The organism is Streptomyces sp. NPDC048600 (assembly GCF_055587025.1).
Window position 1 is genome coordinate 97,014 of sequence record NZ_JBVJGZ010000020.1, and the last position, 17,361, is coordinate 114,374.

General features: G+C 71.8%; 15 protein-coding genes. 13 read left to right on the forward strand and 2 right to left on the reverse strand.

From position 1 onward, the window contains the following. The first annotated feature begins 83 nt into the window (after positions 1–83). The 11 genes from ACZ6SQ_RS25515 (at position 84) to ACZ6SQ_RS25565 (ending at position 11,326) form a co-directional block, all read left to right on the forward strand. Positions 84–1,367 carry a lysine N(6)-hydroxylase/L-ornithine N(5)-oxygenase family protein gene (locus ACZ6SQ_RS25515; RefSeq protein ID WP_469565948.1) on the forward strand — a complete coding sequence of 428 codons (1,284 nt, stop codon included), beginning with the start codon at positions 84–86 and terminating at the stop codon, positions 1,365–1,367. After that, positions 1,367–1,738: a cupin domain-containing protein gene (locus tag ACZ6SQ_RS25520; RefSeq protein ID WP_389321926.1), complete on the forward strand. Its 372-nt coding sequence runs from the start codon at positions 1,367–1,369 to the stop codon at positions 1,736–1,738. The genes ACZ6SQ_RS25515 and ACZ6SQ_RS25520 overlap by 1 nt, the downstream gene beginning before the upstream one ends. After that, complete coding sequence (locus tag ACZ6SQ_RS25525) at positions 1,735–3,273, forward strand: class I tRNA ligase family protein (RefSeq protein ID WP_469565951.1); 1,539 nt, start codon at positions 1,735–1,737, stop codon at positions 3,271–3,273. The genes ACZ6SQ_RS25520 and ACZ6SQ_RS25525 overlap by 4 nt, the downstream gene beginning before the upstream one ends. A gap of 1 nt (position 3,274) precedes the next feature. Next, positions 3,275–4,348 (forward strand): NAD(P)/FAD-dependent oxidoreductase, encoded by a 1,074-nt coding sequence (locus ACZ6SQ_RS25530; protein WP_386383201.1) that lies wholly within the window; start codon positions 3,275–3,277, stop codon positions 4,346–4,348. After that, entirely contained in the window at positions 4,345–5,643 is a 1,299-nt protein-coding gene (locus tag ACZ6SQ_RS25535; RefSeq protein ID WP_469565953.1) for an ATP-grasp domain-containing protein, read from the forward strand. The genes ACZ6SQ_RS25530 and ACZ6SQ_RS25535 overlap by 4 nt, the downstream gene beginning before the upstream one ends. Beyond that, positions 5,640–5,984, forward strand: coding sequence for an avidin-fold protein (locus tag ACZ6SQ_RS25540; protein ID WP_386383205.1), 345 nt, complete (start codon positions 5,640–5,642; stop codon positions 5,982–5,984). The genes ACZ6SQ_RS25535 and ACZ6SQ_RS25540 overlap by 4 nt, the downstream gene beginning before the upstream one ends. Next, entirely contained in the window at positions 5,981–7,336 is a 1,356-nt protein-coding gene (locus ACZ6SQ_RS25545) for an FAD-binding oxidoreductase (RefSeq protein ID WP_469565955.1), read from the forward strand. The genes ACZ6SQ_RS25540 and ACZ6SQ_RS25545 overlap by 4 nt, the downstream gene beginning before the upstream one ends. An 18-nt stretch (positions 7,337–7,354) precedes the next feature. Continuing rightward, positions 7,355–7,861: a flavin reductase family protein gene (locus tag ACZ6SQ_RS25550; protein WP_469565956.1), complete on the forward strand. Its 507-nt coding sequence runs from the start codon at positions 7,355–7,357 to the stop codon at positions 7,859–7,861. Between the two features lies 1 nt (position 7,862). Beyond that, the gene (locus ACZ6SQ_RS25555) at positions 7,863–9,050 is read left to right on the forward strand and encodes an acyl-CoA dehydrogenase family protein (protein ID WP_469565957.1); all 1,188 of its coding nucleotides are present in this window, start codon (positions 7,863–7,865) and stop codon (positions 9,048–9,050) included. A gap of 157 nt (positions 9,051–9,207) precedes the next feature. Further along, a complete protein-coding gene (gene ddaH / locus ACZ6SQ_RS25560) occupies positions 9,208–10,053 on the forward strand; it encodes a dimethylargininase (protein ID WP_469565959.1) in 846 nt (281 codons plus the stop codon). Between the two features lie 31 nt (positions 10,054–10,084). Then, entirely contained in the window at positions 10,085–11,326 is a 1,242-nt protein-coding gene (locus ACZ6SQ_RS25565) for an ATP-grasp domain-containing protein (RefSeq protein WP_469565961.1), read from the forward strand. Positions 11,327–11,514: 188 nt separating this feature from the next. Here the strand turns inward: ACZ6SQ_RS25565 and ACZ6SQ_RS25570 are convergent, their stop codons facing one another. Together ACZ6SQ_RS25570 and ACZ6SQ_RS25575 are read right to left on the reverse strand one after the other, a co-directional pair. Beyond that, positions 11,515–12,663: an MFS transporter gene (locus ACZ6SQ_RS25570; RefSeq protein WP_469566033.1), complete on the reverse strand. Its 1,149-nt coding sequence runs from the start codon at positions 12,661–12,663 to the stop codon at positions 11,515–11,517. Positions 12,664–12,692: 29 nt separating this feature from the next. Next, on the reverse strand, positions 12,693–13,256 hold the full coding sequence (locus tag ACZ6SQ_RS25575; protein WP_469565963.1) for a Chromate resistance protein ChrB: 564 nt from the start codon (positions 13,254–13,256) through the stop codon (positions 12,693–12,695). Positions 13,257–13,399: 143 nt separating this feature from the next. Here ACZ6SQ_RS25575 and ACZ6SQ_RS25580 point away from each other — a divergent pair, with 143 nt between their 5' ends. Then, positions 13,400–14,263 carry a lipase family protein gene (locus tag ACZ6SQ_RS25580; protein WP_469565965.1) on the forward strand — a complete coding sequence of 288 codons (864 nt, stop codon included), beginning with the start codon at positions 13,400–13,402 and terminating at the stop codon, positions 14,261–14,263. Continuing rightward, on the forward strand, positions 14,260–17,319 hold the full coding sequence (locus tag ACZ6SQ_RS25585; protein ID WP_469565967.1) for a caspase family protein: 3,060 nt from the start codon (positions 14,260–14,262) through the stop codon (positions 17,317–17,319). The genes ACZ6SQ_RS25580 and ACZ6SQ_RS25585 overlap by 4 nt, the downstream gene beginning before the upstream one ends. Positions 17,320–17,361 lie beyond the last annotated feature (42 nt).

The window sequence follows — 17,361 nt, forward strand, 5'->3', positions numbered from 1 at the left end:
CTACCGAACGGATCCGAACAGAGGAACGGCCGTTCACCTGCTCGCTCGAACGGGCGGTAGGACGAGTAGCGAGGTGGCAGAAGATGACCAACCACGAGGTCGAGGTCCTGGCGATCGGCGCCGGCCCGTCCAACCTGGCCCTGGCGGTGGCGATCGAGGAGTCCGGCGCCGCCGGCCTGGCAGCCGACACCCTGATCCTGGAACAGCACGCGGACGTGGTGTGGCAGCGCAACCTGCTGCTGCCGTTCGCCCGCAGCCAGGTCTCCTTCGTCAAGGACCTGGTGACCCTGCGCAACCCCCAGAGCCGGTTCTCCTTCCTCTCCTTCCTGCACGCGAAGGGCCGGCTCGACGAGTTCGTCAACCTCGGCACCTTCAACCCCTTCCGCAAGGAGATCTCCGAGTATCTCCAGTGGGTGGCCAACTCCCTGGAGCATGTGGGAATCCGCTACAACTCGAAGGTCCAGAGCGTCAGCCCGCGCAAGGCTGACGACGGCACGGTGGTCGGCTGGCGCGTCAACCTCGCCGGCGGCGACACGGTGGACGCCCGCGACCTGGTCGTCGGCACCGGCCGCGACGCCAACATCCCCGCCGAGTTCAAGGACCTGCCCCGCGACCGGGTGATCCACAGCACCCAGTACTCCACCCGGATCGCCCAGTACCCGATCGACCGCCCGGTGCGGGTCGTGGTGATCGGCGCGGCACAGAGTGCCGCCGAGATGTTCGTCTCGGTCCACAAGGACCTGCCGCTCAGCCAGCCGACCCTGATCCACCGCTCCATCGGCCTGATGAACTACCAGACCAGCAAGTTCGTCAACGAGCTGTTCTTCCCGTCCTTCGTCGACGAGTTCCACGGCTCCTCCCCGCAGGCCCGCAAGCAGATCCTGGACGAGGTCCGCCTGACCAACTACGCCGGTCTGGCAGCCCCGTTCCTCGACGAGACGTACATGATGCTCTACGAGCAGAAGCTGACCGGCTCCCAGCGCTCCGCGGTCCGCTCCATGACCGAGGTGGTCTCGGCCCGCGAGGAGGACGGCGAGGTCGTCCTCATCCTGCGCGACCGCAAGTCCGGCCGGGTGGACACGTACCGCTGCGACCTGGTCCTGCTCGGCACCGGCTACGACCAGCGGATGCCCGCGATGGTCCGCAGCCTGGCCGGCCAGGTGGGCCTGGACGAGATCGAGGTGGACCGCCGCTACCGCGTGAGGACGAGCGACGACGTCCACGCCGGGCTGTACCTCCAGGGCTTCAACGAGGCCACGCACGGCATCTCCGACTCGCTGCTCAGCGTCCTCGCGCAGCGTTCGCACGAGATCAGCAGGGACATGCTCGACCGGCGCAGCGTCGGCGCGACGGCGGGTGTCCGCTGATGCAGATCCGTCGGCTGGACCGCGCCAACCTGACCCCCGCCTACGGCATCGAGGGCGAGCGCCTGAAGCCCTGGGACGTGCTCAACTCCCCCTTCGAGGGCGCCTGGTGCGTCGTGCGGGCCGGGGGAGAGTCCACCCCGCACAACCATCACGAGTACGAGATGTTCATCGCGATGAGCGGCAGCGCCGCCCTGGTCGTGGACGGCGTCGAGCGGGAGTTCGTCGCCGGCGACATCGTCCATCTGCCCCCGGGCTGCACGCACAAGGTGGTCAACCCCTCCTCGGAGGACTTCGAGTACTACGGGATCTGGTGGGACTCCGAGATGTCGGAGAACTTCCTGACCCGCCATCAGAAGGAGACCCCAGCATGAGCAAGCGCGTGGCGGTGATATCGCCCGCCCCGACCGCCAACGGCGACCTGCACCTCGGCCATCTGGCCGGACCGTTCCTGGCCGCCGACGTCTTCACCCGCTACCAGCGCGCCGCCGGCCGGGACACCGTCTTCGGCACCGGCGCCCAGGACACCTCCACCTTCGTGGTCACCACCGCCCGCCGGCTGGGCACCACCCCCGAGGCCCTGGTCGCCGACTCCACCGCGAAGATCGAGTCCACGCTCGCCGCGATGGGCATCGAGGTCGACGGCTTCACCCGCGACGAGGAGCGCTTCACCAAGGCCGTGCTGAGGTTCGTCAGCCGGCTGCACGAGGAGGGCAAGCTGGTCCTGCGGCCCACCCTCTTCCCCTACTCGCCGAGCACCGGGCAGTACCTGGTGGACGGCTTCGTCAAGGGCGGCTGCCGCAACTGCCTGGCCGAGGGCTGCGCCGGGCTCTGCGAGAGCTGCGGCCACCCGCTGCCCGCCGGGGAGCTGATCGACCCGCGCTCCACAGAGAACCCCGACGACACCGTGGAACTGCGCGAGGTCCCGGTCCTGGTGGTCCCGCTGGAGGAGTACCGGGACCGGCTGAAGGAGTACTTCGCCACCACCGGCGCCGCGCTGCGGCCGCACATGGCCCAGGCCGTCGCCGAGATGCTCGCCCGGCCGCTGCCGGACTTCCCCGTCACCTACCCGGTCTCCTGGGGCATCCCCGCCCCGTTCCCGGAGGTCGCCGGCCAGTCCGTCAACCCCAACGCCGAGACGATGGCCTGGTCCATCTACACCACCGCCGTCTCCGCCGAGGCACGCGGCGAGGTGCTCTCCGCCGACGACGAGCCCTGGTGGCCTGAGTCCGGGACCGAGGCCGTCTACTTCCTCGGCTTCGACAACACCTTCCCCTTCGCCATCGCCGGGGCGGCCATGCTGCTCGCCCTGCACGACCGCTACGCCCTGCCGGCCCGGTTCGTCACCAACGAGTTCTACGAGCTGGACCATCAGAAGTTCTCCACCAGCCGGGGCCACCTGGTCTGGGGGCAGGAACTCGCGGACCGGCTGCCGCGCGACATCGGCCGCTACCACCTGGCCGCCACCAGCCCGGAGAACCAGAAGACCAACTTCGGCTGGTCGGCGCTGCCCGCGGTGACCGGAACCCGGCTGATCGAGCCGTGGAACCGGGTCGCCGCCAGGGCCGGGCGCTGGGCCGGACGGACCCTCCCGGTCTCCGCCGCCTCCCGCGAGGCCGCCGACCGGATCACCGAGCGGTTCGCCACCTCCTACGAGCTCGACTCCTTCAGCCTGGTCCGCACGGCCGAGACACTGGCCGAGCAGCTGGGCAGGCTCGACCGCTGGGAGGCCACCGACGCCGAGGCGGGCGACTTCGTCCACCAGGTGCAGACCGTGCTGCGCAACGCCGCCCCGATCCTGATCGACCTCGCCGAGCAGGCCGGCATCGACACCCGGCTGACCCCGAGCGACGGGACGACCGAGATCACGGTGCGGGAACTGCCGCGGCTGGACGGCGGGGCGGTGTGACATGCCCACCGACAAGCGACGGGTACTGGTGGTCGGCGCCGGCGTGACCGGACTGCTCTCCGCGGTGCGGTGTGCCCTGGCCGGACACCATGTCACCGTCCTGGACCGGGACGCCATTCCGAACCCCGGGTCCACCTCCTTCGACCAGCACCGGGCCGTCCGCGCCCTCGACACGCACGACCTCGCCGCCTCCCGGCGGATCGCGGTGGCGCACCGGCGCTGGATGGGCCTGGAGGCCCTGACCGGCTCCAAGTTCTACCGCCGGGTGGGCATGATCACCGCCTGGCCCGAGGACGACGTCGACGCGGTGCTGTCCGCGGCGGCCAAGGCGGACCTCCCGGTCCGGCTGATCGAGCCGGGCAGCGTCCCCCACGTCCGCTTCCCCGACGGCACGGTCGGGGTGCTGGAGCGGCACGGCGGCATCCTGCTCGCCGACCACGCGCTCCAGGTCCTGGTGCGCTGGCTCACCGAGCAGCCCAACGTCTCGCTCCGCCCCTGGCAGGAGGTCAAGGCGGTCGACCCGGAGACCGGACGGGTGTACCTGCCCGACGCCGAGACCCTGGACGCCGATCTGACCCTGGTCGCCACCGGGCCCTGGTCCAAGGACCTGGTCGACATCCCGATGGTGCTGCACCGGCAGACCCTGGTCTACCTCAAGCCGCCGGAGCAGCTGGTCACCGCGTGGGAACGCACCCCGGGCGTCGGCCGGATCGGCATCTCGGGACAGGCCTGGCTGCTGCCGCCGGGCGACGGGACCCTGCTCAAGGTCAGCTCCGCGGTCGCCTGCCGCGAGGCCCACATGGTCACCGCCGGCACTCCGGACGAGGAGCGCCAGTGGGCCGAGCAGGTGCTCTCCGAGCAGATCGTCAGCGAACCGCACCGCTACACCGTGATGGCGGTCAAGCGCTGCCACTACCTGGTGGACGCCCAGACCGGCAACTCCCACCTGGTCCGCATCGGCCCGAGCACCTGGGCCCGGACCGCCAGCGGCGGCGACGGCTTCCGCACCGCGCCGCTGGTCGCCGAACGGATTCTCGAAGCACTCACCACAGACTTCCGAGAGGAGACGATATGACCGCCGACGACCGCGTCCTGCTGGTGATCGGCAGTGGGCTCAAGGTCTACCGCGAGTACCTGATCGAGTCCGCCGCCAGGCGGGCCGCCGAGCTCGACCTCAAGCTGGTCCTGATCAACAACCTCAAGCCCACCTGGCAGCAGGACTACTTCGACGAGATCACCGTGGTCAACGTGTTCGACCACGAGGCGCTGCGCGCCGCCGCCCGGGAGATCGCGGGCCGGCGCGAGGTCGTCGGACTGTTCTGCTACGACGAGCCGCTCGTGATGCCCTCCGCCGAACTGGCCGCCGAGTTCGGCGTCCCGGGCCTCGGCCCCGACGGGGTGCAGGGCTGCCGGGACAAGCACCGCACCCGGTCGCTGCTGACCGCCGCCGGACTGCCCCAGCCCGGCTTCGAGCTCACCGACACCCTGGAGCAGGCCCGTGAGACGGCCGCCCGGATCGGCTACCCCGTGGTCGTCAAACCGCGGGCGCTGGGCGCCTCGATGGGCGTCGTCCTCGCCGAGGACGAGTCGCAGCTGGACCAGGCCTATCTGATCGCCTCCAACGCCAGCCTGGTCGGCGACGAGCCGTTCCGCGGCGGGGCGATCGTGGAGGGCTACGCCGACGGCCCCGAGATCAGCGTCGACGGCGTGGTGCACCAGGGCGAGTACCGGGTGATGTTCGTGGCCCGCAAGGAGACCGGCCACTACCCGTACTTCGAGGAGATCGGCCATGTCGTCGACGCGGCCGACCCGCTGCTCGCCGACCAGGAGCTGACCGACGTCCTGACCAAGGCGCACGAGGTGATCGGCGTCGAGAACGGGCTGACCCACACCGAGGTCAAGCTCACCTCCTACGGCCCGGTGATCATCGAGATCAACGGTCGGCTGGGCGGCGACCTGATCCCCTTCCTCGGCCGGATCGCCACCGGCATCGACCCCGGCGAACTGCTGGTCGAGGTCGCCTCCGGACACCGTCCGGACACCGGGTTCACGAAACACGGCGTGGCCGGCATCCGCTTCGGCTACCCCACCGAGGACGTCACCGTCCACGAGGTGCGGGTGCCGGAGGGACTGCCGGGGCTGGTCACCGCCTCCCCGATGGTCGACCCGGGCACCGAACTGCGCCTGCCGCCCGGCGGATACCTGGCCCGGCACTCCTTCGTGGTCTGCTCCGGCCAGGACCGGGACGCCTGCGAGGAGCGGCTCGCCGCCGCCGTCGCGGCCGTCGGTCTGGACGCGGAGCCGCTGGAGCGCAAGGACGTGGCGGCGCGTCTGGAGATGCCCGCGGGCCTGCTGGACGTGGACGAATGACCATCGACTACGACGGCCGCCGGTTCCGCAAGCTGGCGTCCACGGACGGTGTGACGGCCCGGTACCACCAGAAGGACGACCTGGTCTGGGCGGACTTCGCCGGCGGACCCGTCCGCCGGGGCAGCGTGAACGGGGTCTGCGAGCCCGACGGCACCCTGCACCTCGCCTACACGATGGTGCTGGCCGGCGGCGACGTGATCTCCGGACGCACCGTCAACACCCCCGAGCGGGACGCCGACGGCGGACTGCTGCTGCGCGAGGAGTGGGAGCGGTACGGGCCGCACGCCGAGACCGGGGTCTCGTACCTGGCGGAAGTGAGAGAACCGGAGGAAGCGGGATGACCGACTGGGAGCGCCTGCGCGAGCAGGTGGACGGAACGGTGCGGCTGCCGGGGGAGCCCGGCTTCGAGGAGAACAGCAGCGCCTTCAACAAGCGCTACGCGGACATCCGGGCCGCCGGGGTCCTCTCGGTGGCGAGTGTCGCCGACGTCGCCCGGGGCATCGCCTGGGCCCGGGAACAGGGCGTGCCGGTCGTCGCCCGCGGCGGCGGCCACAGCTACTCCGGCCAGGCCGCCACCACCGGACTGGTGCTCGACCTGCACGGTCTGCGGACCGTCACCGTGGACCGCGAGCGCGAACTGGTCACGGTCGGCGGCGGCGCCCGCTCCGGCGACCTGTACGCCGAGCTCCAGCGCCACGACCTCGCGGTGCCCCTCGGCAACTCCGAGGAGGTCGGCATCGGCGGCCTCACCCTGGGCGGCGGCGTCGCCGCGGTCTCCCGGGCCTTCGGCCTGACCTGCGACTCCCTGGTGGAGACCGAGGTCGTGCTCGCCGACGGCACGGTCGTCACCTGCAACGAGACCGAGCACCCCGACCTCTTCTGGGCCTGCAAGGGCGGCGGAGGCGGCAACTTCGGGGTCAACACCTCCTTCACCTTCCAGGCCCGGCCCACGGTCGACAGCTCCACCTGTCTGGTCGTGTGGCCGCTGGAGGACGCCGAGGCGGTGCTGCCGGTGATGCAGCGGATCATGCGGGACGCGCCCGACCGCTTCGCCGCCCGGATCGGTGTGAGCCGCTCCGCGCAGGACGACGGCATGGTCTCGGTGATCGGCCAGCACCTCGGCCCGGCCGCCGAACTGCGCGAACTGCTGGCCCCCGCGCTGGCCACCGGCTCGCCCGTCAAGGCGGACATCGAGGACCGCACCTACTGGGAGGCCAAGGACTACCTGCGCCACGAGACCTCGGGCGACCCCTTCGCCGTCCGCACCCGCACCGTCGCCGAGCCGCTCACCGAGGCCGGCGTGGACACCCTGCTCACCGCGCTGCGCAAGTGGCCCGGCAGCGGCAACCCGGACGGGGCCGGCATCGCCCTGTTCACCTGGGGCGGCGCCATCAACCGGGTGCCCGTCACCGAGACCGCCTTCCCCCACCGGGACGTGCTCTTCCTGATCTCGATGGACACCTCCTGGTCCACCGACGACCCCGAGGAGGTGCGCCGCGCCAACCTCGACTGGCTGACCGAGCTGCACACCGCGATGGGCGAGCACGCCCGGGACGCCTCCTACGCCAACTTCGCCGACCCCGACCTGACCGACGCCCAGGCCGCCTACTTCGGCCCCAACCTGGACCGGCTCCAGGAGATCAAGCGCCACTACGACCCCGACCGGGTCTTCACCTTCCGCCAGGCCGTCTAGCTCAGAGGAGGAACCGTCATGTCAGCCGATCTGCGCGGCGCCATGCGCAACTTCGCCACTGGAGTGTGCGTCGCCACCACCTACGCGGACAACGAGGGCAACCGCCGCCATGACGCGGTGACACTCAACTCGCTGTCCTCCGTCTCCCTCGACCCGCCGCTTGTCTCGCTCTCCCTGCACCGCGACTCCCAGTTCCTGGGGGACCTGCTGGAGACCAAGAAGTGGGCGATCTCCATCCTGGACAGCGACGCCGAGTACCTCGCCCGCCAGCTCGCCAAGGGCCGCGGCGACCGCGCCGAAGTGATCGCCGGCCTCGCGGCCAACCCCGGGCCCGCCACCGGCGCCCTCATCCTCGACGCGCAGAGCGGCATCGAATGCGTGCTCAGCGACAGCTTCGACCTGGGCGATCACACGATGGTGATCGGCGAGGTCGTGTCCACCGGCATCCGTGACCTCCAGCCCCCGCTGCTCTTCCTGCACGGCAAGTTCCAGCAGTTGGCGACCGCCACCTCCAAGGAGTCCTGACATGACGAACCACGACGCGGTCCCCAACACCGCCGCCGACATCCTCGCCGCCGCCAAGGCGCTGGCCCCGCGACTGCGTGAGCGCGCCGCCGAGATCGAGCAGAACCGCCGCCTCCCCTCGGACGTCGTCGAGCTGATCCGCGCCACCGGCGCGTTCCGGATGGGCTTCAGCCGGGCCTGGGGCGGCCCGGAGCTGACCTCCGTCGAGCAGACCGAGGTGGTCGAGGCCCTGGCCTACGGCGACGCCTCGGCCGGCTGGGCCGCCATGATCGGCATGGACTCCGGCCTCTACGCCTCGTTCCTCGACGAGACCGTGGCCAAGGAGATGTTCCCCCGCCTCGACATGACCACCGCCGGCCTGCTCTTCCCCACCGGCCGCGCCGAGAAGGTCGAGGGCGGCTACCGCCTGACCGGCCGCTGGCAGTTCGGCAGCGGCATCACCCACGCCGACTGGGTCATCTCCGGCGCCTTCATCTACGAGGACGGCGAGCCCTACCTGGTCGACGGCTCCCACGACTCCATCCTGCTGATGGTGCCGCGCGCCGACGTCGAGATCATCGACACCTGGAACACCACCGGCCTGTCGGGCAGCGGCAGTTGCGACTACGCCATCCACGAGGTGTTCGTCCCCGAGGGCCGCACCCTCACCTTCGGCGAGGTGCGCAACGGCGAGGGCCCGCTGGCCCAGCCCGAGGTCCACATGCGCAACATGCCCGGCGTCCCGCTCGGTGTCGCCCGCGCCGCCCTGGACTGGGTGCGCGAGCAGGTCCTCGCCAAGTCCCAGCCCGGCGGCGGCGGTTGGAACGACAACTGGCGGGTGCAGGTCACCCTCGCCGAGTGCGAGGCCGACTTCAACGCCACCCGCAGCGCGGTCTACGGCGCGATGCGGCGCCAGTGGGAGGTGCTGGAGGACGGCGGCACCCTCGACGACCTCACCGCCGACGAGCGGGCCGCGCTGTCCCTCTCCCGGCTGCACGCCTTCCGCACCGCCCGCTCCATCGTGATGAAGCTCTACGACCTGATGCAGACGGCCGCGATCTACAAGCCCAGCCCGCTCGACCGCTGGCTGCGCGACTCCATGACGATGTGCCAGCACGTGGTGGCCCAGGACAAGATCCTCCAGTCCGCCGGCGCCTACCTGCTGGACAGCCGCCCCAGCTTCCCGCTCAGCCTCGGGATCACCGGCTGACCGCCGGGCGACACCCCCGGCCCTCGCGCCCGACGGTCCCCGTACCCCGGCTCCGTACCGCTACAGCCCCAGTACCCCGGCCCCGCACCGCTACAGCCCAGTACCCGGGCCCGGTACCGCAACAGCCCCCGTTCCCCGCACCCGGAAGGACTCCCGCATGACCGGTCTTCTCGCGCCCGAGGCCAGCCCCGTCCGACGCAAGGCACGCCTGCGCAACTACGCGATGTGCCGCCCCGAGCACTTCGAGGTCACCTACAGCATCAATCCGTGGATGGACCCGCGCAAACCCACCGACAAGGCCCTGGCCCTCGCCCAGTGGGAGAACCTGCGCAACCTCTACGCCGAACTCGGCCACTACGTGCAGACCATCGAACCGGCCCCCGGCCTGCCGGACATGGTGTTCGCGGCGAACGGCGCCCTCGTGGTCGACGACAAGGTCCTCATCTCCCGCTTCCGGCACCCCGAGCGCCAGGCCGAGGCCGACCTGTGGGCCCAGTGGTTCCGCGACCACGGCTACCGCGAGATCGTCCAGGCCGACTTCACCAGCGAGGGCGAGGGCGACTACGTCACCACCGGCCGCGCCGTCCTGGCCGGCAACGGCTTCCGCTCCGACCCCCGCTCCCAGGCCGAGGCCGAGGCGCTGTTCGGCCGCCCCGTGGTCAGCCTGAAACTGACCGACCCGCGCTTCTACCACCTCGACACCGCGCTGGCCGCGCTCGACGACGACCAGATCGTCTACTACCCCGGCGCCTTCGACGCGGAGAGCCTGCGCGTCCTTCAGGACCTGTTCCCCGACGCCGTCCTCGCCGACGAGGAGGACGCCCTGCTCTTCGGCCTGAACCTGGTCTCCGACGGCTACCACGTCATCCTCCCCGAGCCGGCCACCCGTCTCGCGGCCCGCCTGCGCGACCACGGCTTCGTCACCTACCACGTCGACCTCTCCGAACTGCTCAAGGCGGGCGGCAGCGTCAAGTGCTGCACGCTCGAGATCCGCCACCCCTGACCCCTCGTCGCTGCGGCACAGGAGAAGCATCATGACCGAGCAACCCTGGATCATCGTCGGCTACGTCAACGTCCTGCCCTACATCAAGGAGTTCGCCCCCGGCTCGGTGATCGTCGTCGACGAGCCGGACGTGATCCGCAAGCGTGACGTCAAGAAGGCCCTCGAAGGCGCCGGGATGCTGCGCGAGCTCATCGAGTGGGAGTACCAGCTCCCCGGCGCGGCGGACGAGTTCTACAACACCTACCCCGGCCTCGCCCCGGCCGTGGTCGCCCCGCTCGTCGAGTACGCGACCCCGTTCGCGGCCCGCCTCGCCGAACGCTACGGAGTGCCGGGCGCGGGCGCCGGAGCCTCCCAGATCATGCGCGACAAGTCCCTGCTGCGCCGCGTCAGCCGCGCCGCGGGCGTCCTCAACCCGGCCTCCGCGGAGGTCACCTCCCCGCAGGAGGTAAGGGAGTTCGCCGCCGCGCACCCCGGCTCGCTGGTCCTCAAGCCCGCCAACCGGCAGGCCTCCGTCGGCACCAAGGTGCTGCACGACCTGGACGGCCTGGACGCCGCCTGGGCGGAGTGCATCAGCCAGGACGAGGGCAGCTTCGTGCCGGACCGGGAGCGCGAACTGCGCATGCTGATCGAGCAGTTCGTCCGCGGTGACGAGTTCTCCGTCGAACTGCTGGTGCACGAGGGCGAGGTGCTGTTCTCCAACGTCACCGGGAAGATGCTCTACCCCGGCCCCCGCCCGATCGAGCGCGGCCACACCGTGCCCGCCGCCGGCATCCCGGACGAGCTGAGCGAGCTGATGGTCGCCCAGACCGAGACGGTGATCCGCTCGGTCGGCTTCGGCAGCGGCATCGTGCACTGCGAGTGGATCGTCAGCGACGGCCGCCCCTACCTGGTGGAGTGCGCCGGCCGCTTCCCCGGCGACGGCATCCCGATGCTGATCGAGGAGGCGTACCGGATCAACCTCGCGGGAGCGTTCTACGAGGTCATGCAGGGCCGCCGCCCCGAGGGTCTGCCGCAGCGCGCGGCGGGCGGCGCAGCCGTCCGCTTCATGGACGCCGCGCCCGGCGAGGTCGTCTCGGTGGACGGCGCCGAGGACGCCGCCCGGCTGCCCGGAGTGCTCTCGCTGTCCCTGCACCTCGAGCCCGGCGACACGGTGAACGAACTGCGCAGCTCCTGGGACCGGGTGGGCTCGGTGATGACCGGGGGAGCCACCTCCGAGGAGGCCCTGAGAAACGCCGAGGCGGTGGTCGACGCGATCCGTATCACCACCGCTTGAGCCCGCGACACCAGGCACGAGGCCACGGCCCGGAGCCTGGACCGGAAATGACAGCGGCGGCGAGACCGGACCGTGACGCCCGAGGGGCCACGACCGGACTCGCCGCAGTCCGGCGTGCCGGGCTCACACCCCCGCGCCGGGACCCCGCCGTACGACCCCGCCCGCGGCCGGACGGCCGCGCCGCGCGTTCAGCGCCGAGCCGCCCGCCGCTCCCCGCGGACGCCGGCGAAGGCGATCAGGGCACCGGCCGCGGTCACCAGGGCCAGGGCCGCGTAGCCGTAGGTCAGGGTGAGCGCCGAGGCGACCCCGGCGACCAGCAACGGGCCGCCCGCGTCGCCGAGTTCACGGCCGAGTTCGGCCGCGCCCATGGTCTGGCCGAGACGCTCGGTGGGGGTGGCCGAGGCGAGGGCGGCGAAGCCCAGCGGTGTGATCAGACCCGTGCCGGCGCCGATCAGGGCGGCTGCCACGAGCACGCCCGCGAGGCCGGACAGCATCGCCGCGAACAGTCCGGCGGCGGTGACACCGAGGCCGACCGCGAGACCCGTCCCCGTGGTCAGCCGGCCCGCGTCCAGCGCCCGGCCCGCGTACGGCTGGACGACCGCGGCGGTGGCGGCGAGCACGGAGACCGCGGCACCGGTCGCCACGGTGCCCAGACCGGCGGCCGCGCCCGAGACCGGCAGGAAGCCGACCCCGACGGAGAGCGCCGCCGTGGCCGCGGCCAGCGCGGAGGTCGGCGCGAGGAACGAGCGGTCGGCGAGACGGCGGGCCAGGTCCAGCAGCGTCTGGCGCCGCTTGGGCAGCGGCGGCACGGCCGGGACGGCGAGCACGGACCACACGGCGACGGCCGCGGCGAGGACCGCCAGGACGAGGAACAGCAGGCCGAGACCGCCCGCCCAGACCAGCACACCGCCGAGGAGCGGGCCGAGCGTGTAGCCGAGGGACTTGGAGAAGCCGTAACTGCCGAAGGCACGGCCGTGCTTGGCAGCCGGATTGAGCCGGGCCACGAGCGCGGAGGCGGCGGGGGAGAAGGCGGAGGCCGCGGCGCCCTGGCCGAGGCGCGCGGCCCACAGCCAGCCGGGGCTGCCGGCCACCACGTACAGGGCGGACGCGGCGGAGAACGCGACCAGGCCGCCGACCAGGAGGGGCTTGGCGCCGATCCGGTCGGCCAGGGTGCCGAAGACGGGCTTGAGGACGACCTCGGCGCCGTCGTACAGGGCGAGCAGCCCGCCGAGCACCAGCAGGGACGTGACCGCGTCGTCGGAGAAGCCGCCCAGGTTGGCGGCGATGCCGTGGGCGCCGAAGGCGGTGGTGAAACCGGCGGCGTGCAGCGGCAGCATCCGGCGTATCGGTGTGCTGGTGGCGGTGCTCATCGGGTGTCCTCGGGGTGTTCGTGGAGGGTCCTGAAGACCAGTTCGGCGTAGTGCTCGCAGACGGCCGCGCACTGTTTGAGGCGCTCGGCCGCCCGTGCGGCGAGCGCGGAGCCGAACACGTCGCGGGCGGTCAGATCGCGGTGCCAGCGCCGCAGCCGCTCCAGGCTCTGTTCCTCCTCCTCCAGTTCCGCGAGGGTGAACTTGGCGATGCGGATCTCCTTGGCGATCTCCTCCTCGAACTTCCCGCAGTCGGCGAGGAACTCGGTCCAGTCCGCGTCGCGCAGCTCGTCGAAGGAGGCCCGCAGCCGGGCCGCGTCCTGCTCCCCGCGCCCGGTGGCCTCCAGGACGATCGCATGGCCCCCGGCCCGCTCGGCCAGCTCGACGGTCCGCCGTACGCCGTCACCGAAGACCGGCACGTCCGGCACGGCCCAGATGCCCTGTCCGAGCGAGAGGGCCCCGATCCTGCGCAGCTCGCGCCAGGCGGCGACCCGGTGGCGGGAGGGCTCCGCGGGGATCTTGACGACGAGGACGAGCCATCGAAGGCGGTCGGAGATGGTCACGCCGCGGAATGTAGCAGCTGTTACATCAGTAGGAGTGACCGGAGCGGGGTCGATTTTCACTCATCCGTGGCGTGTGTCGTTCGAACGGGCCGGGCAGGACACAACTCGCCCTACAATTCTGGTCCGTTGAAACAGGGGGACGTATGGCGCACGTGGTGATGTGTCACGGCATCGGATATCAGTACAAGCATCGCGAGACATCACTCACGGACTGGTACGCGGAGCTGCGCAGGTCGATGACCGACGCCGCGCTCCCGGTGCCCGCCCCCGAACTGGTCGACGCCGTGTTCTACGGGAACTGCTACCGCAGCCGCGGCGGCAAGAGCGCGGTGAGCGAGAACGAGTTCGCCGACATCCCCGACTTCACCGCCGACGACGTGACCCTACCCCTGGAGAGCGAACTGCTGGAGGCCTTCGCCGGGGGACTCGACGTGTCCCCGGGCGGCGGCAAGGGGCTGATCCAGGCGGCGCTGCGGCTGCTGGAGAAGTCCGAGCGGCTGGGGCACCCGGCGACCAACGTGGTCATCTGGCTCGTCCGCCAGGTCCGCCGCTACCTCGACCCCGAGGACACCGTCCGGGCCTGTGCCCAGCAGCGGTTCGAGCGGGTCGTCACCCCGGACACCCGGGTCGTCGTGGCGCACTCGCTCGGCTCGGTCGTCGCCTACGAGGCGCTGTGCGCCAACCCGGAGTGGAATGTCGACACCCTGGTCACCCTGGGCTCGCCGCTCGGTCTCGGTCTGGTCCAGGACCGCCTCCGCGTGCCCGAGGGCGTGAAGTGGCCGCATGTGAACCGCTGGGTCAACATCGCGGCCGAGGAGGACCCGATCGCCCTGGTGAAGCAGCTCGGCCCGGCCTTCGGGGACCGCGTGGAGGACCGCCTCGTCGTCAACACGCCGTGGTACAGCCCCGGCAAGTACGCCCTCGGCGGCCACTCCGTGATGCGCTACCTGTCCACGGCGGAGCTAGCCGAGGCGGTCGCGGACGGCCTGCCGGCCACCGGGCGGTGACAGGGGCGGAGGGCTCGGCGGCCGGTGCCGACCATGCCGAAAGGGTCGCACTGGTCTCCGGGACCAGCGACTTCGGCGGCGGCTTCGAGCGGCTGATCCTCGTACCCGACGAACTGCGCATGATGAAAGCCGTCCTCGCCGAGTCGGCGGGCTACACCATCCACCCCGAGTCGCGGCTCAACCCCACGGCGGGCGAACTGGAGAGCAGCTTCCGGCGGGCCGCCCGCGGCGGCGACGACGGCCCCCCGCCCGACGTGCTGCTCTTCTACTACTCCGGACACGCCGTCGAGCTCAGCCGCGGCCGGCTCACCATCGCCGCGGCCGACAGCGAGAAGGACAAGGGCGAGACGCTCGTCAGCCTCGACACGCTCTTCGAGTTACTCGTCGAGACCGGAAAGCCCCGCCCGCGCGAGGTGATCATCCTGCTCGACGCCTGCCAGGCCGGACTCGCCGTGGCACGGCTGGGGGAGCGGGTCGCGGAGGAGCGGCTGAAGGGCACCCGGCTCCCGGTCCTCTCCGCGATCGGCGCGATCGACCGCCTGCGGGAGGCCATGGAGTTCCACTTCGTGGACTCCCTCGCGGCGGCACTGCGCACGACCAGGGCCGAGACCACCGAGGAGTACCTGCCCACCGAACGGCTGGGCGCCGAACTCGTCGCCCGTATGGCGAAACTGGCGGGTGACGAGGGTTCTCCCACGCCCGAACTGCTACCCGCGTTCCGGGAGTCCAGGGCGTTCCTCAACCCCCGCTATCTGGGCGACAACCCGGTGCGCCGCCCGCTGGAGGCGGCCGACTCCACCGGCTGGGCGTTCTGCGGGCGCGGCAAGGCGGTCGGCGAGGTCGTCGGCTACCTCCAGGGCACGGACCCGGGCGGCCTGATGCTGACCGGTGCCGCCGGCTCGGGCAAGTCGGTCGTGCTCGACTGGATCCACAACGGCTCCAAGGGCATCCCACTGCCGTCCGGCCCCGACGCACCCGAACCCGCCCCCGAGGGCTGTCTCGACCACCTGATGGACGTCCGAGGGCTGACCGCCAGGGCCGCCGCCTGGACCCTCAGCGCCCACTTCCCGGTGAACGGTGGCCTCTCGCGCGATCCCCAGGCCGTCGTCGAGGCCGTCGCCCTCGAGGCCGCACGGCGAACCCTCACACTCTGTTTCGATTCCGTCGACGCCTCACCGACCCCCGACACCCTCCACGCGTCCCTGCTCGCCCCGCTGGCCGCACTGGACAACGTCCGTGTCGTGATGGCGGGCAACCAGGTGCCACCGGGCTTCACCGGGCGTGAAGTCGACCTGGACGGGACCGAGTTCTTCGCCGAGCAGGACGTCGCGGCGCTCGTCGCGCACATGCTGCGGCACCGCCGCGACACCAACTGGGCCCATATCGACCAGCAGACGGTCGACGACATCGCGCGCAAGACGGCCCATGTGGCGGGCCGGTCGTGGCTGAGGGCGTATCTTTTCGCCGTGTCCCTCAGCTCCGAGGACCCGGCCACGGCCCAGGTGCGGGCCGAACGGACCACCGCGGACCTGTTCCTGAAACAGCTCAGGTCGCTGGACAAGGACGAGCCGCGATGGGCGCTCGACCTGTTGCTGCCGGTCGCCCTGGCGCAGGGCGAGGGCCTCCCCGACGACGAGCGGCTCTGGATCGACGTCGTGGCGCAGGCGAGCGGCCGACGCGTGTCGGCCGGCGAGCTGGCACGCGTACAGGAGTTGGCAAGGGAGTTCCTCGCTGCTCCGGAGGGCGGCATGCACGGACACGGCTGGAGGTTCCCGGACTCGGCCCGGGCCGACTTCCTGGTCCAGGACAAGGGTGAACCCGAGGCGCACGCCGCGTTCGTCGCGGCACTCGCCGCCCGGCTGCCCCGACGGGCCTCGGACGACGGGCGGGACTGGACGGCCGCCGACCGCTACACCCGCGAGCACTTCGCCCATCACGCCCGGCTGGCGGGCAAGCTGCGCGAGTACCTCGACGACCCCGAGTTCCTGCTGATGATGAACTCCGAGGCCCTGAACCGGGCCCTGGTCCTCATCCAGGAGGGCGCCGGGGACCGGGTCGCGCACGTGCGGCGGCTGTGCACCGAACTGAACCGCGCGGACCGCACGGACGGCAACACCCTGTCCCGCCTGGCGCTGCTCGCCCAGGTGCACGACCTGCCCGAACTGGCCGAGCGGGCCTGCGAGGCGGCCATCGGCTGGCAGCCCTCCCTCACCTATCACGACGGCCCGGCCCGGAGCGTGCACTGTGTGCCCGGCGGCGGTGAACTCCTCGTCGACGACGAGGGCGAGGTGCAGCACCGGTCCGCCGACGCCCAGCCCACGTCCTGGCACCACCTCGCCCTGACCTGGCGCCGCGACCTGGTGACCACCACCACCCTGGTGGACGCGGGCGGCCCCGCCCTGCTCGCCGGTGAGGCCTCGGGCCGGGCCTGGATCCAGCGCATGGACGGCGTGGGCCAGGAGTTCGACGATCTGGAGCTGGACTGCCCGCTGGTCGCCTGCCGGATGACCGAGGCCGGCCTGCTGTTCGCGGGCACCGAGGGCTGGCAGTGGCGGCAGGGCGGGGTCAACGGCCCGGTCGTGCCCAGGGACCGGCTGCGCTTCGGCGGCGCGACGGCCGCCGTGTGCGAGGGCGTCCCCCATGTCGCGGCGCGCACCGCGCGCGAGGTCACTGTCTGGCACGCCGACGGCGCCTTCCGGCACACCTACCGGCCGGACCAGAAGCTCGGCCTGACCGCCATCGCCTCCGACGACGAGGGCGTCTACACCGGCGCGGGCGACGGCACCGTCGTGTGGACGTCCTGGGACGGCGCCTTCACCGAGGACGTCACCCGGCACACCAGCCAGGTCACCCAGCTGCATGTGCGCACCACAGGCCCCGACGGTCCGCTGCTGGTCAGCGCGGGCAACAGGGGCGACATCAGGCTGACGCCGCTGCGCGACGGGGGCAGGCCGTACGACCTCGTCCTCGGCCTCGACGTCAGCTCGGTGGACGTCGACGCGCGAGGACAGCTCGTCGTCGGCACCAGCGCGGGCGTGGTCCGCATCGCCCGCTGAACAGCAAGCGGCGGGTCCCGGGGCGCGCCGATCGAGGAGGAC

Excerpts from the sequence above, each read along its gene's own strand:
- ACZ6SQ_RS25515 (WP_469565948.1), top strand. The coding sequence starts at position 84 with ATGACCAACCACGAGGTCGAGGTCCTGGCGATCGGCGCCGGCCCGTCC.
- ACZ6SQ_RS25520 (WP_389321926.1), top strand. The coding sequence starts at position 1,367 with ATGCAGATCCGTCGGCTGGACCGCGCCAACCTGACCCCCGCCTACGGC.
- ACZ6SQ_RS25525 (WP_469565951.1), top strand. The coding sequence starts at position 1,735 with ATGAGCAAGCGCGTGGCGGTGATATCGCCCGCCCCGACCGCCAACGGC.
- ACZ6SQ_RS25530 (WP_386383201.1), top strand. The coding sequence starts at position 3,275 with ATGCCCACCGACAAGCGACGGGTACTGGTGGTCGGCGCCGGCGTGACC.
- ACZ6SQ_RS25535 (WP_469565953.1), top strand. The coding sequence starts at position 4,345 with ATGACCGCCGACGACCGCGTCCTGCTGGTGATCGGCAGTGGGCTCAAG.
- ACZ6SQ_RS25540 (WP_386383205.1), top strand. The coding sequence starts at position 5,640 with ATGACCATCGACTACGACGGCCGCCGGTTCCGCAAGCTGGCGTCCACG.
- ACZ6SQ_RS25545 (WP_469565955.1), top strand. The coding sequence starts at position 5,981 with ATGACCGACTGGGAGCGCCTGCGCGAGCAGGTGGACGGAACGGTGCGG.
- ACZ6SQ_RS25550 (WP_469565956.1), top strand. The coding sequence starts at position 7,355 with ATGTCAGCCGATCTGCGCGGCGCCATGCGCAACTTCGCCACTGGAGTG.
- ACZ6SQ_RS25555 (WP_469565957.1), top strand. The coding sequence starts at position 7,863 with ATGACGAACCACGACGCGGTCCCCAACACCGCCGCCGACATCCTCGCC.
- ddaH (WP_469565959.1), top strand. The coding sequence starts at position 9,208 with ATGACCGGTCTTCTCGCGCCCGAGGCCAGCCCCGTCCGACGCAAGGCA.
- ACZ6SQ_RS25565 (WP_469565961.1), top strand. The coding sequence starts at position 10,085 with ATGACCGAGCAACCCTGGATCATCGTCGGCTACGTCAACGTCCTGCCC.
- ACZ6SQ_RS25570 (WP_469566033.1), bottom strand. The coding sequence starts at position 12,663 with ATGCTGCCGCTGCACGCCGCCGGTTTCACCACCGCCTTCGGCGCCCAC.
- ACZ6SQ_RS25580 (WP_469565965.1), top strand. The coding sequence starts at position 13,400 with ATGGCGCACGTGGTGATGTGTCACGGCATCGGATATCAGTACAAGCAT.